14 protein-coding genes and 1 tRNA gene are annotated in these 13,918 nt (G+C 64.0%); 11 read left to right on the top strand and 4 right to left on the bottom strand.

Annotated elements, in window-relative coordinates; translation table 11 throughout:
- Positions 1 to 467 precede the first annotated feature (467 nt).
- From ACXYN8_RS13285 to ACXYN8_RS13275, 3 genes are all read right to left on the bottom strand, one after another.
- Positions 468 to 986, bottom strand: a complete 519-nt coding sequence (locus ACXYN8_RS13285) for a hypothetical protein (RefSeq protein WP_458889927.1) — start codon at positions 984 to 986, stop codon at positions 468 to 470.
- Entirely contained in the window at positions 983 to 1,732 is a 750-nt protein-coding gene (locus ACXYN8_RS13280; protein WP_458889926.1) for a hypothetical protein, read from the bottom strand. The genes ACXYN8_RS13285 and ACXYN8_RS13280 overlap by 4 nt, the downstream gene beginning before the upstream one ends.
- 124 nt (positions 1,733 to 1,856) lie before the next feature.
- Positions 1,857 to 1,933, bottom strand: a tRNA-Arg gene (locus ACXYN8_RS13275).
- A 164-nt stretch (positions 1,934 to 2,097) separates the two neighbouring features.
- Between ACXYN8_RS13275 and ACXYN8_RS13270 the strand changes: the two genes are divergently transcribed.
- The 9 genes from ACXYN8_RS13270 to ACXYN8_RS13230 all read left to right on the top strand — a co-directional run bounded on the left by ACXYN8_RS13270 (position 2,098) and on the right by ACXYN8_RS13230 (position 11,060).
- Complete coding sequence (locus ACXYN8_RS13270) at positions 2,098 to 3,447, top strand: PAS domain-containing protein (RefSeq protein ID WP_458889925.1); 1,350 nt, start codon at positions 2,098 to 2,100, stop codon at positions 3,445 to 3,447.
- A 75-nt stretch (positions 3,448 to 3,522) separates the two neighbouring features.
- Positions 3,523 to 3,933 (top strand): hypothetical protein, encoded by a 411-nt coding sequence (locus ACXYN8_RS13265; RefSeq protein WP_458889924.1) that lies wholly within the window; start codon positions 3,523 to 3,525, stop codon positions 3,931 to 3,933.
- A 52-nt stretch (positions 3,934 to 3,985) separates the two neighbouring features.
- Positions 3,986 to 4,498, top strand: a complete 513-nt coding sequence (locus ACXYN8_RS13260) for an MmcB family DNA repair protein (RefSeq protein ID WP_458889923.1) — start codon at positions 3,986 to 3,988, stop codon at positions 4,496 to 4,498.
- A gap of 87 nt (positions 4,499 to 4,585) precedes the next feature.
- Positions 4,586 to 5,266: a sterol desaturase family protein gene (locus tag ACXYN8_RS13255; protein ID WP_458889948.1), complete on the top strand. Its 681-nt coding sequence runs from the start codon at positions 4,586 to 4,588 to the stop codon at positions 5,264 to 5,266.
- Between the two features lie 20 nt (positions 5,267 to 5,286).
- Positions 5,287 to 5,688, top strand: coding sequence for a DUF2141 domain-containing protein (locus tag ACXYN8_RS13250; RefSeq protein WP_458889947.1), 402 nt, complete (start codon positions 5,287 to 5,289; stop codon positions 5,686 to 5,688).
- Positions 5,689 to 5,806: 118 nt separating this feature from the next.
- On the top strand, positions 5,807 to 7,684 hold the full coding sequence (locus ACXYN8_RS13245) for a PAS domain-containing protein (RefSeq protein ID WP_458889922.1): 1,878 nt from the start codon (positions 5,807 to 5,809) through the stop codon (positions 7,682 to 7,684).
- 104 nt (positions 7,685 to 7,788) lie between these two features.
- Positions 7,789 to 8,919, top strand: a complete 1,131-nt coding sequence (locus ACXYN8_RS13240; protein WP_458889921.1) for an App1 family protein — start codon at positions 7,789 to 7,791, stop codon at positions 8,917 to 8,919.
- Positions 8,920 to 8,968: 49 nt separating this feature from the next.
- A complete protein-coding gene (locus ACXYN8_RS13235) occupies positions 8,969 to 10,318 on the top strand; it encodes a M48 family metalloprotease (protein ID WP_458889920.1) in 1,350 nt (449 codons plus the stop codon).
- 10 nt (positions 10,319 to 10,328) lie between these two features.
- Positions 10,329 to 11,060 carry a DsbA family protein gene (locus ACXYN8_RS13230; protein ID WP_458889919.1) on the top strand — a complete coding sequence of 244 codons (732 nt, stop codon included), beginning with the start codon at positions 10,329 to 10,331 and terminating at the stop codon, positions 11,058 to 11,060.
- Here ACXYN8_RS13230 and ACXYN8_RS13225 read toward each other — a convergent pair.
- Positions 11,057 to 11,650 carry an HD domain-containing protein gene (locus ACXYN8_RS13225; RefSeq protein WP_458889918.1) on the bottom strand — a complete coding sequence of 198 codons (594 nt, stop codon included), beginning with the start codon at positions 11,648 to 11,650 and terminating at the stop codon, positions 11,057 to 11,059. The genes ACXYN8_RS13230 and ACXYN8_RS13225 overlap by 4 nt on opposite strands.
- Before the next feature lie 130 nt (positions 11,651 to 11,780).
- On the opposite strand from ACXYN8_RS13225, the gene ACXYN8_RS13220 reads away from it, so the two are divergent.
- Both ACXYN8_RS13220 and ACXYN8_RS13215 read left to right on the top strand, forming a co-directional pair.
- The gene (locus ACXYN8_RS13220; protein WP_458889946.1) at positions 11,781 to 13,046 is read left to right on the top strand and encodes a sensor histidine kinase; all 1,266 of its coding nucleotides are present in this window, start codon (positions 11,781 to 11,783) and stop codon (positions 13,044 to 13,046) included.
- Positions 13,043 to 13,837 carry a LytR/AlgR family response regulator transcription factor gene (locus tag ACXYN8_RS13215; RefSeq protein ID WP_458889917.1) on the top strand — a complete coding sequence of 265 codons (795 nt, stop codon included), beginning with the start codon at positions 13,043 to 13,045 and terminating at the stop codon, positions 13,835 to 13,837. The genes ACXYN8_RS13220 and ACXYN8_RS13215 overlap by 4 nt, the downstream gene beginning before the upstream one ends.
- Positions 13,838 to 13,918: the final 81 nt, after the last annotated feature.

Genomic DNA, 13,918 nt, shown 5'->3' with positions numbered 1-13,918 from the left:
TCCTTCAAGCGCCGAATGGGCTACAAAATCCATGTGAAACCAAGACCTTTGCCATCGGAAATCGGGCGGGGAAGTGGTCGATCACAACGGTCCAAATAGGGAACAACTTCGCGCACACCGTACCCCGCGAATTCGGGATATAAGGCTCTCAAAACTTTGAAGAATAGTGGTTTGGGCGAAAGTCACCCGTCTGCGAGTTGAGCGGGCTTGCACCGATCCGCAGCCAACTCATTGCGAGGCAAGGTTCTGAAATAGCGATGCAAATTCGCCAATGTCTGCGAGTTGTCTGCGATCCATTCAATTCGCCCACCTCAAGCAGCGGTCAAGCCGCCGTGGCTCAAACTGGAACTTCTAACTGTACCTAATGTCTGAACGCAGCGCAGCCGGAGAAAAAGCGGTCGCCCAGCGCATAGGTAACATGCTTTCGCTGGGTAGGACCCGTCAGCTCGAGCTTATGGTTCGGGCGATCAATCGTCTTGTGGCGAGGGGAACATGTCGCCTTGAGGATCCTCGGGTGGAAGGTCCAATTCGGCTATCCCCCGAACCACAATACCGGGTGGTGCCAGCGCGTTTATGTCACTGTCGTCAGAAAGGATTTCCTCTGCTCGGGACGTAACAGCGATTGCTACAATCTGCTCATCAAACTTTGCTTTGGTACGTGTCGCGCTCGGATTCCGGCTCTTTCGGGTGCGTGCGAGCGCAGCGCATTCGATGGCCGCCATTTCGTCAAATGGTGCAATGCGGACGGCCTTCTTACCATGGAGGGTAGCAAGCCAGTCGTTGCCGACTGCGTCCGCCTTCGTAAGCATTTCTGCCAATGCTGGCGTCGGTATTACAAGGACGTCGCCACGTTTTGACATCGTATCGAGCAAGTAATCTAAACGCTCCTTGCACTTCGTCACAGGCTGCCCGTCTTCGTCCAGCGGTGCCGGCAAATCCGGATCAATTAGATAGAGCAGCACGGAAGCATCGGTGGCGACAATCAATGCTCGCTCTCCCCACCGTTGCGCTCGGCCAAGAGGTCGCTGTGTGGATCGCGGGACGTCGCCCAGCCGCCCGAACCGATCTTGCGCAATTCCTCCAGAACATCTTTCACGGGAGCCCGATCAAGTTTGCTATCGATGCGGTCGATCTTGAATCGCCGGAGTTCCCAACGGCCATCGCCATGGCGAAGCCAACTGCCTTCACCATGGAAGCGCACAGTCCCAATTCTAAACAGGGATGCTAGTTCGCGCCCCATAGCCTCGGGTGCCTCAAGCGAGTAGGTTTCTGTGCCATCAACAATGCCAACATGCACGGTGGCATCGCGGCCTTCGACCCGGACCACTTCACCGTCCAGAGTACCCATCTGCTTGATTGGCCCATACGTGAGTTCTGCCGGTCTATCACGGCCTTGAAAGTCGACACGGATCACGTTGCCGTCTCCGCCGGTCAAACTCCCGGTGGCGTTGTCGGCCCGAAGCATGTCGTCCAGCCGATTGTAGGCGTTCCGCGCGCCTTTCGAACCTTCGCCTGCCGCAACTGAACGAACGCGCTTCTCAACCTTCGGCATAGCCGCAGTATCGACCTTCGCATGGACCACGGTCGAACTCTCGGTGAGCCGATCGAAATGCACTGCACTCTTCTCGCCCAACAAGTCGCCCAAAGCGACCAGGTATTCCCCAAGTCGCTCCATCGGTATGTCGTCCGGCTTGTAGCTACCGGCGATCCGAAAGGTGAATTCATTGGCCATCGATCGATCTCATGATGAGTCGTTACACTACGGAAGTCGATAGAAAATGAATGCGCGCCAGACCCCTGTTTTCCATACTCATTCCATACGGAACAAGTCGGGCCTCTCTAAGTCATTGAAAGATTGGCGCACCCGACAGGATTCGAACCTGTGACCTCTGCCTTCGGAGGGCAGCGCTCTATCCAGCTGAGCTACGGGTGCCTGGCCAGGCGGGGGAGCGTTAGTGCCTGCCATGCATCTGCGCAAGGATTCTCGGACACAGCCGGCACACGGTTAAGGAACGGATGTGGGGTATCCCTGCGTTCTTAACGGATTGCACACCATATTCGGGCATTTGAGGCCACTGGACGCAAGCGGGGGCCTCAATGGACATGGCACGCGGCCTGGGCGGACTCTCCGCCGGGCACGACGACATCGACGACAACGACAGCGCGGTACACGGCGCACGCGATGCTGCGTCGGCGGGTATTACCGGCGACGAGCGCCGGATGCAGGTGCGCGTCTACAATCACTGGGCGGGAATGCTTGGCGCGCGCCGCTTCCCCGAGATCGCCGAACTGGAAGCCGATCTGAATGCGGACCTGAAAGAAGACTTCGGGCCATTCAGCGTCATCCTCGACCTGTCCAAGGGCATCGAGACGCCCGGTATCCGTTTCGTCGGTCACAAGCTGGCCGAGGAATGCGAAATGGGGACGGACATCGCCATGCTGGGCGACGTCCCGGCACGCTCGCTGCTCAGCCGCATCACCGACCATTACCTCCAGATCCTCGCCAACGAGGCGCCGATCGGGTTCGAGGCGGAGTTCGTGAACCAGCGCGAGCAGACCATCCTCTACCGCGGCATCCTGTTGCCGTACTCGGCCGATGGCGAGGCGATCGACCACATTCACGGCGTGATCAACTGGAAGGCGATGGAGGTCTCCGCCGACTTGGCCGCCGAGCCAGCCGCGCCGCTGCTTTCGACCAAGGCGCCGGTGCTTTCGCTCGACGCCGCCGATCGCTCACCGGATCCCGCATTCGGGCTGGAACCGCTCGAACTGACGGATCTCGCGGACACGCTCGATGCGATGGCCGAGCCCGATGGCCTCTACGATCTCCTCGCTGCCGCGCGCGAACTGGCGCTGGAAGTGCAGGACTTCGACACCCGCAGCCGCCGCGCGCTTTATGCCGCGCTGGGCCGGGCCTACGATTTTGCGCTCGCCGCGGAACGGGAAGCGGAAGACTTTGCCGAACTGCTTTCCGACGCAGGCCTGAAGCGGCAGGCGCGCGCGCCGATGACGCCGGTGGCAAAGCTCGTTTTCGGGGTCGATTACGACAAGACCCGTCTGTCCGAATACGCCATCGCCCTGTCGCACGCGGCGCGGCTGCAACTCGAAGCCGGTGCATTCCTGCCGTTCCTCGAACAGGCAGAGGGCGGGATCAAGGGCGTGGTGGCCGCGGAACGCAAGGCGCGCCGCGGCGACACGCAGGCCAAGGTCAAGGCCAAGGGCCTCGACGCGCAACTGGTCAGCGAACTCGGCCAGATCGCGCCGCGCCAGCTCGAGGCGATTTCGCCGCAGGGCGAGGAATTCGCGCTTGTCATGGTTCGCCGGACCGCTGGCGGAAGAGTCGTCGTGCTGGACGAGGTTCCGGCGGACGAGGCGATGGTAGCCAAGGCTGCGCGCAAGCTGGTCAAGGCACGCAAGGCGCGTCCCGGCCTTCGCACGGCAGCCTGAACGCCGCGCAGCCCGGATGATCCACCACCTCCGTCTTAGCGATTTGGCAAGCGGAACCCGCATAGGACTGGCACCATGAGCGCACCGACCGATTTTCAGCCCAGCATCTCGACATCAGGCCGTGCCGGCTTCGGCGCTGCATCAGCGAGCGCGCTCAGCATGAAATGGGCAGCTTTGCAGGAAGCGGGCAGCGTGGTGTCGATGATGGCGGGCTTCGAGCCGGACAAGTCGACCTCCGAAATCCGCAACTTCCCCGCTATCGTGAAAAGCGCCGGCGGCTGGCGGCTCGAGGCGGCACGCCGGGGGATCGAGGATCTGACCGCGGTGATGGAAGCAGGCATGGCCGCACTCCTCGCCGTGAATGCGCGCGGGGCCGATGCCTCTGCTCCCGCCAAGGCGCTCCGCAGCGAATTTCGCCGCGCCAAGACTGCGGTGCTGCAGCTGGCACCGCCTGCGGGCAATATGGGGCCGCGCCGCAGCGCCTGATCTTGCCGGATCGCGGCTTGACCGGGTTCGCCGTTTGTTCCACCATGGCGGCATGAATCGCGCTGCCGTCCCTTTCGAAGACTGTCTTCCCGATACGCCCGACCGGCTGGTGGCGAGTGACGTCGCGCGCGGGATCGCGCGGCTGTTCGCGCGCAACGATATCTGGTGTTTGCCGGAAATGCCGCTGCGCAACAATCGCCGCGCCGACCTGATGGGCATCGATCCCAAGGGCCGGGTCATCATCGTGGAGATCAAGGTGAGCCGCGCCGACTTGCTCGGCGATGGGAAGTGGACGGACTATCTCGAACATTGCGACCGCTTCTATTGGGGCCTGCCGCCGACACTCGACCGCGCTTGTCTGGACGAAGCGGCGTTCGAGCCGGATTGCTGCGGGGTGATCGTCGCGGACGGCTACGATGGCGAGATTCTGCGCCCGGCCCCCTCGCGCCCTCTGGCCGCTGCGCGACGCAAAGTTGAGGTGGAACGGCTCGCCCGCGCATCGCTCCGTCGCCAAACGGTTGCCTGCGATCCCGATTGCGAGCCCTGGCGGACGATCAACCAGTAGCCGCTCAACGCTTGCGCTGCACCGGTCCGCGCGAGTAGGCCCTGCGCCGTGGATACAGCCCTTGCCATTGCCCTGTCGGCGCTCGCGATGAGCGTGATCGTCGCGTTGCGCTATGCCGCGACGAGCGGGGCGTTCGCGTGGGTGACCGGCCGGGTGCGGCCGGGCGCCTATGCGAAGCTGGACCGCCAGATCGGCAGGGAAGTGCGCTGGTCGCTGCTCTCCGCCGCGATCTACGGGATTCCGGCGGGCGTGGTCGCATGGGGCTGGCAGGAGCGCGGATGGACTTGCATCTACAGCGAGATTGACGCCATGCCGCTATGGTACTTGCCGGTGTCGCTGGCGATCTACCTCTTCGCGCATGACACTTGGTTCTACTGGACGCATCGCTGGATGCACCGCCCGCGCCCGTTCCGCATCGCTCACGCGGTCCACCACGCCAGCCGTCCGCCGACGGCATGGGCGGCGATGAGCTTCCACCCGTGGGAAGCGATCGTGGGGGCAGTAATCATCCCGGCTCTGGTGTTCCTCGTCCCCGTCCATATCGCGGTGCTTGGCACCGTACTGGGGATTATGACCCTGATGGGCGTGACCAATCACATGGGGTGGGAGATGTTCCCGCGCTGGATCGTTCATTCTTCGTTGGGCAATTGGCTGATAACTGCCAGCCACCATCAGCGTCATCACGAATTATATACATGCAATTACGGCCTTTATTTCCGTTTCTGGGATCGACTGTGCGGCACGGATCGCGGCCTCTCGCAGCCCTGAGCCTGCTGGCGTTGACTCCCGTGATCGGCGGCGCTGCGCCGGTCGCCGACGCCGCGCGCCTCACGGTGACGGTCAGCGAGCTGCGCTCGAGCGACGGCCTGGTGCGCGCCTGCCTGACGCCGGACCCCGGCGACTTTCCCAATTGCAAGCACCAGCCGGCGAACCACCAGTTGACCGTGCGGGCAGCGGACAAGGTGACCCTCGTCTTCAAGGGGATCGAGCCGGGTCGCTATGCCGTCGCGCTGCTCCATGACGAGAATGGCAACGGCAAGGTCGACCGCGCGCTGGTGCTGCCCAAGGAAGGCTTCGGCTTTTCGCGTGACGCCAAGCTGCAGATGGGCCCGCCGCGCTTCGACGCCGCGGCGATCGACCTGAAGAGCGGTCAGAATCGGCAGACCATCCGGATGCGCTACATCCTCTGACCGACCACGCCTGTGGCGAAGTTCCGGCGCCACGCGCCATCGCGATGGCGTGTTTTACGGTAAATTTACCATGCACCCTCCATGACCGCCCCATGGCAAGCAACTGGGGCCAGATGTGATGGACACGCTGCGCGGCGGATGGGACTTCGGCGACGACCGGAGCGAGGATTCGGGCGACGAGGCGTTCGTCGATTCGCCCGAGCGCGAATCGCCCCCGGCCCCCGTCGGCCAGGACGAGCGCCGGATGCAGGTGCGCGCCTACAATCACTGGGCCGGCGCCATGGCCGACCGAAACTACCCTGACGCCAAGGCGCTGCAATTGCGCACGCTACCCGATTTCGGTCCGCACAGCGTGCTGCTGGATTTCTCCAAGGGTATCGAGGATCCCGCCATCGCCTTCCTTGGTCCGATGCTCGCCCACGAATGCGGTGTCGACGCGGGCATTGCGCAGCTTTCGGACGTGCCGCGCCGCTCTCTGCTCAGCCGCATCACCGACCATTACCTGCAAATTCTCGCAAATCAGGCGCCGATCGGTTTCGAAGCGGAGTTCGTGAACCTGCATGGGATCGCCGTGCTCTATCGCGGCATCCTGCTGCCCTATTCCTCCGATGACGAGACGATCGACACCGTGCTCGGCGTGGTGAACTGGAAAGAACTGGCCGATGACGAATCCACCGAGCAATTGCTGCGCGAAATCGACCGGGCGATGAGCGATACGCAGGCTGTCACCCACGCCCGCGCCGATGACGCGATCGAAGACTGGGCCGACGCGCCTACGGGGGATTCCGAGGAACTCGCTCTCGACGCCGCGTTGGAACTGACCGACGAGGACACCGAGGCCGCGGAGGATCTCGAAGAGATGCCGGTGCCCGCCGCGCTCGCGTCCAACCCGTTCCTGAAAGCAAGCTACAGCGGATACAATCCCGATTTCTCGACCAATATCGATGGCTTCAGCGACGATTACGACGAGGACGAAGCGAGCGCCTACGAAGAGGGCGAGTACGAGGATGAGGACGAAACCTCGCTGGGAGAAGACGGCTTTCCGCAGCCAAGCTTCGGTTCGCTGACCGGCATCGGCTTCAAACGCGCGCTTGCGCCCGAAGGCAACGGCAAGGCGACGGTCGATCTCGGCACACCTATCGAGAACGATGGCGACGAAGATGGCGTGACGTCACACCCTGTCCCTCAGGCTTACGAAGCGCCGGAAGAAGACTTCCGCGGCCTGCCTCAGGCCTACGCGCCGGAGATGGTTTTCGACGACGAGGAATATGCCGACGAGGCGGAGGAGCCAATGGCGCTCGATGCCTTCGAGGCGATCGACGACGAACCGCAGGCTTCGCCCGAAGAAATTGCACCGGAGCATGAGCCGGTCCTCGAGCTGTTGTCTGCCGAGCCGCAATCGCTCGCCGACGAGCTCGCAGCAGCCCGAACGCTCGCCGGGCAGGCCGTCGCGAACGAGGATCGTACCCGCGGCGCGCTCTATGCCGCGATCTCGCGGGCGCATGATTTTGCGCTCTCCGCCGAGGCCGAGCCCGACACTTACGCTGAAATGCTCGATGAAGCAGGCATTGCGGTGCAGGAACGCGCCCCGATGACGCCGGTCGTGAAGCTCGTTTTCGGGGCCGATTACGACAAGACCCGCCTGACCGAATTCGCCACCGCGCTGGGCCATGCCCGGCGGCTGGAACTGGGCAAGGGCGAGGTCGAGCGCTTCCTGTCCGGCTACGATGGCGGCCTGAAAGCCGTGGTCGCGACCGAACGCCGCCTGCGGCGTGAGGAAAAGGGGCAGGCCAGCCCCGTCCGCTCCGCGCTGGCCAAGCTGGCAGGCAAGCTGCGCGACCTGCTGCCGGTGGCGTGGAACGACATCGCCAGGGACGGCGAGGAATTCGCGCTGGTCATGGTCCGGCGCGGCAAGGACGGATCGCTCGATTGCCTGGGCGAAATCCCGGCAGACGAAGCGCTGGTGGCAAGGGCGGCAAAGCAGCTTCTCGGTTAGGAATATCCTGCGAACCTGGGGCGGAAGGGGCGGCCGCGCGGGATACAGTTCCGGCGCGGCCGCATTCGCATGGAACCCTGCCCTGCCCGCTTCGTAATTCTCTCGTGAGCGAGGGGAGCACATCGATCGACTGGCTGATGGGGCCGCCCGCACGGGTGCAGCCCTATTTCGGCCACCGCAGCGGGCAGCGCATCCGCCTGTCCGCACGCGTGCTGCGCGCGCCACCGCACGAATATTCGCATGGCGCGACGTGGCAGAAAATGCGGAGCATGTGGCACCACTTCGCCTCGCGCGAGGTCGCGAACCAGAAAGTCGTCCTCGAAATCCCCTGCAAGGACACGAAGCCCGAGACATTCGAACTGGTCAGCGACCACGAAGGCTACGTGCATTTCGACGTCACGGCAGCGCGCGCAATGGACGTGCCGTCGGCCACCATGTGGGAAGAGCTTGCGCTGAGCTGGGTCAATCGCGCCGGACCGCAGACGGCCCCGGCCCATGTTCTCACACCGGGAAGCGGGACCGCGCTTGGGGTCATCTCCGATGTCGACGACACCATCGTCGAAACGGGCATCACCGGCGGAATCGGGTCCGCGCTTCGCAATTGGCGCCGGTTGCTCGCGCAAATGCCGGAGGAGCGCGACATGGTCGGCGGGGCGGATGCCTTTTACGGGATGCTCGGATCTGGCGGAGCGGACAGCGGTGCCACCCCGCGGCCCCACGCCATTGCGGCAACCGTCAATCCCTTCTTCTATGTCAGTTCGAGTCCGTGGAACCTTTACAGCTACCTCGTCGAATACAAGCGCGCGAAGGGGCTGCCGCTGGGGCCGATCGCGCTGCGTGACTGGGGCCTCAACCGTGCGACGCTGGGCAGCGCCAGTCATGGCGAGCACAAGCGCGCGGCAATCGCGGCAATTCTCGACATGCACACGCGCCTGCGCTTCGTGCTGATCGGTGACGATACGCAAGGCGACCTGCCCGCCTATGCCGAAATCGCCCGCGAGCATGGTGACCGGATAGCGGCCATCTTTATTCGCAAGGCGGGCGCGCCACTTTCCCCGGAGGAACTGGCGGCCAAGAACACGATTGCTGCCGCCGACATACCACTATGGCTGGGGGAGGATTTCGCAGAGGCCGGCGACCTCGCGCGGCAGGTCGGGCTGGTTTCGACCCGGAAAGCGGATGCCATCGTCGAAACGATGGTGGCAGCCGAACAGGGCGCGACGAGCGCGCCATAGCCTGCCGTTTCAGCACCGGTTAAGGGGAACAGGCGATAGCCGGAGCTGAATGCGTATCCTTTCCCACATTGCCGCGCTGGTCGCGACGCTCGTCCTGCTCGTTCAGCCCGCCGCCGCGCAAAGCGTCCTGCGCGATGCGGAGACAGAAGCGCTGCTCAACGACATGACCGCCCCGCTGGCCGAGGCCGCCGGGCTGGACCCCAGGAATGTCGACATCGTGCTGCTGAACGATCCGTCGATCAACGCCTTCGTCGCTGGCGGACAGCGGGTCTACATCCATTCCGGCCTGATCGAAGCGGCGCAGGATGCGGGCGAGGTGCAGGGCGTGATCGCGCACGAGCTCGGCCACGTCACTGGCGGACATATCGTGCGTTATTCCGAAGGCGCTGGCGTGGCGAACAAGATTTCCCTCCTCTCGCTGCTGGTCGGCGTCGCCGCGGCGGCAGCAGGCGCAGGCGATGCCGCGATGGGCCTGATGATGGCGGGCCAGCGTGCTGCCCTGGGCAAGTTCCTCGCCTTCAGCCGGGTGCAGGAAGCCAGCGCCGACGCGGCGGGGGCGGAATACCTCTCCGGCGCAGGGATTTCGGGCAAGGGGTCGCTCGCCTTCTTCGGCAAGCTGCAAAGCCAGGAGTTCCGCTACGGCGTCAGCCAGGACGACGATGCCGCCTTCACCCGCACTCACCCGCTGTCCGGCGACCGCATCGCGACCCTGCGCGAAAGCTATCTGAAGGACCCGGCGTGGGAACGGCCAACCGATCCCGAACTTCAGCGCCGCTTCCTGCGCGCGCGGGCCAAGCTGATCGGTTATCTGTCGGAACCCAAGCGCGTGATCGCCAGCTATTCCGGGGCCGATGTCCCCTCGCGCTACGCCCGCGCATACGCTTTGCACCGCGAGGCGCGCGTGGACGAAGCCTTGCAAGAGGCGGAGGCGCTGATGGCGGCGGAACCGGACAATCCCTATTTCATGGAACTGAAGGGCCAGATCCTGCTCGAATCGGGCCGTCCCGCCGAAGCGCTCACCCCGCTGCGCCGCGCGACGGAACTCACCCGCAACGAGCCGCTGATCGCCTCCATATTCGGCCACGCGCTGATCGCGACCGAGGACCGGGCGAATTACGACGAGGCCACGCAGGTCCTCAAGACCTCGGTGGCGCGCGACCGGCTCAATCCCTTCGCCTGGTACCAGCTCGGCATAATCTACGCGCAGCAGGGCGATATGCCGCGCGCGCGGCTCGCCAGCGCGGAACAGCAGGTCATGGCAGGCAATTATCCGGAGGCCATTCGCAGCGCGGGATTTGCAGAAAACGGGCTGGAGCGCGGCTCACCCGACTGGCTTCGCGCACAGGATATCGGCTTCGAAGCGCGCGCCGCGCTGGAGCAGGCCCGCGAACGACGCTAAGGGGGCAGGCATGAGCGAGAACAGCAGCAGCGCGGCACGTTTCCTCCTGCCCGCCATCATCGGACTTGTCGGCGGCGTCATCGGCGCAGCGGGTTTTGCCTATTCCGGCCTCGGCAACGCCGCGCAGGATGAGCGCACCCGCGCTTACCTCCTCGCCAATCCCGAAGTGCTGCCCGAAGTGTTCGAAGCCTTGCAGGCCAAGGAAATGCAGGCCCGGATGGCGCCGATGGGCGACGACATCGAAACCGCCTATCCCGGCGCAGTGCTGGGCAACCCCCAGGGCAGCGTCACGCTGGTCGAATTCTCCGATTACGCCTGCGGCTATTGCCGCGGCAGCGTGGCCGATGTGGAGAAGCTGATTGCCGACAACGACGAGCTGAAGGTCGTCATCCGCGAATATCCCATCCTGTCGGCGGAAAGCGCGGATGCCGCGCGCATGGCGCTCGCTGCGGCGGAACAGGGCAAGTTCGCCGCTTTCCACCACGCCATGTTTGCCGCAGGCCGCCCCTCTCCCGATACGATCGAGGCGGCGGCAAAGGCCGCTGGCGTCGACCTGGAGGCGGCGCGCGCCGCGATGGCATCAGGCCGGATCGACGAAGAGCTGAAGGCCAATCACGCCATGGCGGAGTCGCTGCAGATCGACGGTACGCCCGGCTGGGTGGTTGGCGATCAGGTGATGGTCGGAGCGGTCGGCCTCTCCGGTCTGCAGGACGCGATCGCCAAGGTGTCGAGCGAAACCTAGGCGGTTTCTTCCAGCGCTTCCTTATAGGTCGATTTCATCGGCTTGCTCATGACCCGCTGCACCATCGGCTCGAAGAAGGACAGCGGCGCGCTGTCGTAATTCGGGTCGAACGCGGCCTGATCGTATTTCTCGCAGAATTCGGCGCAGGCTTCGAAATGCGGGTGATCGCGATACTGCTCGCGCTGGTCACGATCCATGCCGAGGTGGTGGAAGTAGTAATAGCCCTGGAAAATGCCGTGGTGCTGCACGATCCAGTGCATTTCGTCGGTGACGAAGGGCTTGAGGATGGCAGCGGCGATGTCCGGGTGGTTGTAGGCGCCGAGCGTGTCCCCGATGTCGTGCAGCAGTGCGGCGACCACATAGGGTTCGTCCCGCCCGTCGCGATAGGCGCGGGTCGCGGTCTGCAGGCTGTGTTCCAGCCGGTCGACCGGGAAGCCGCCGAAATCGCCGTCCAGCAGCTTCAAATGAGCCAGCACGCGGTCGGGATTCTGCGCCGCGAAGCCTCGGTAGGCACCCGCAATGATCGCCCAGTCTTCCTGCGTCCCTTCCGTCATCGTGGTGAATTGCGCGCGTTCGCCGGTATCGTCCATCGTGCTCTCCTCGTGCAGGCAGGATAGGGCATAGCCGCAGGCGGCGCAAAGGCACAATTGCGCGGCCAGGCACCTGCGCTCCCTTGCTCTCGGCGCAGTTTGCGCCATATCCAGTGCTATGCGCGCGACGATGCAAGTCCTGCCGATCCAGCCGACGCCGTTCTTCGCCAATAAGAACCGCGCGTTCTGGAACCTCCAGATCGGGGGATGGCTGGGCGTGCTGATCTTCCGCAGCGCTTCCGCGCTGGCGAATTCCCAGCCCGCCGACCTGTTCGTCATACTGACGATCTCCACCCTGACCGGGTTCTCGCTCAGCCTGCTGCTGTCGGTGATCTACCGGGCGCTGATCAACCGGCCCGCCTATGTCACATGGGGGCTGACGGCGATCGTGCTGGGCGGTGCGGTGGCAATCTTCGCCGCCATCGATGCGTGGGTGATCGGGCTGTATTACCCCGATCGCGAAACCGCCTTCGCGCAGCGCCTGCTAAGCTATTCCTTCCTCAACCTGACGCTGCTCGGCGCATGGTCGGCGCTTTATTACGCCATCAACCTGTTCCTGCAGGTGGAGGAGCAGACCGACCGGCTCGAACGGCTCGAAGCGCAAGCGACCAGCGCGCAACTCGCCATGCTGCGGTACCAGCTCAATCCGCATTTCCTGTTCAACACGCTCAATTCGATCAGCACGCTGGTGCTGATGAAGCAGACGGAGCCGGCGAACGCGATGCTGACCAAGCTATCGAGCTTCCTTCGCCACACGCTGGAGAATCAGCCGGGCGGCAAGGTGACGCTGGCCGAGGAAGTGGAGACGCTGAAGCTGTATCTCGGGATCGAGCGGATGCGGTTCGAGGATCGCCTGCGGACCGACTTCAAGATCGACCCCGCCGCCGCCGACGCCTGCCTCCCGTCCCTGCTGCTGCAACCGCTGATCGAGAACGCGATCAAATACGCCGTCAGCCCTCAGGAAGAAGGTGCGCGCATCAGCATGTCGGCAAGGCGGGTGGGGGAACGGATCCGCATCACCGTGTCGGACACCGGACCCGGTGCGAACGCCCCCGGACCGTCCGCCAATGTCCGCAGTCTCGAATTTTCGGCTGCGGCGCATTCAGCGCACGGCAAGTCGACCGGCGTAGGACTGGCCAACATCCGTGACCGGCTGGCACAGGCATATGGCGCGAATCACAGGTTCGAGACGCGCAGCCCCGCCGATGGCGGGTTCACGGTTATCATCGAAATTCCCTACGAAGGGGAACAGAAGGACGAAATGCCGCCGCAGCCACAGCGGGCCATCCCTCCGGCCCCGGTCCAGCCCCAGGCCAGCGCATCCCCCGCGCTGGGCAAGGCGATTTCAGACCCCCAAGCCGCGCAACCCGCGCGCCCTATCGGAACACAGGCATGAGCATCAGAACGATCATCGTCGATGACGAGAAACTTGCAATCCAAGGCCTTCAGCTGCGGCTGGAGCCATTCGCCGACGTCGAGGTAATCGACACATGCGCCAACGGGCGCGAGGCGATCCGCAAGATCAAGACCGAGAAGCCCGACCTCGTCTTCCTCGACATCCAGATGCCCGGCTTCGACGGCTTCTCCGTCGTCAAGGGCGTGATGGAAATCGATCCGCCGCTGTTCGTGTTCGTGACCGCTTACGAGGAACACGCGATCCGTGCGTTCGAAGCGAATGCGGTCAATTACCTGATGAAGCCGGTCGAAGAGGACAAGCTCGCCGACACGCTGGAACGTGTGCGTCAGCGCCTGACCGAAAAACGCTCCGCCGACGAGGCGGAAAAGCTGAAGGAAGTGCTTTCCGAAGTCGCGCCCGATGCGGTCGACTCCATGAGCGAGGACGACGAGAGCGCGGGCCGTTACGAGAAGCTGATCAACGTCAAGGACCGCGGCCAGATCTTCCGTGTCGATGTCGACACGATCGAGCATATCGAGGCGGCGGGCGATTACATGATCATCTCCACCGGCGACAACTCGCTGGTGCTGCGCGAGACGATGAAGGATCTCGAACGCCGCCTCGACCCGCGCACCTTCCAGCGGGTCCACCGCTCGACCATCGTCAATCTCGATCAGGTTCGCCAGGTCAAGCCGCACACGAATGGCGAATGCTTCCTCGTCCTGGAAAGCGGCGCGCAGGTGAAGGTGTCGCGCAGCTATCGCGACGTCGTCGCGCGGTTCGTGCATTAGTTTGTGTTGCGAAGGCCCATCCGGGCCTTCGTCCTCGGTGCTGATCGCTCTGCTATCGCTCCGGGGCACCTGCGGGCGCGC

The sequence above is a fragment of the Altererythrobacter sp. CAU 1778 genome, from assembly GCF_054482795.1.
This window is presented reverse-complemented; position numbering and strand designations above follow the sequence as displayed.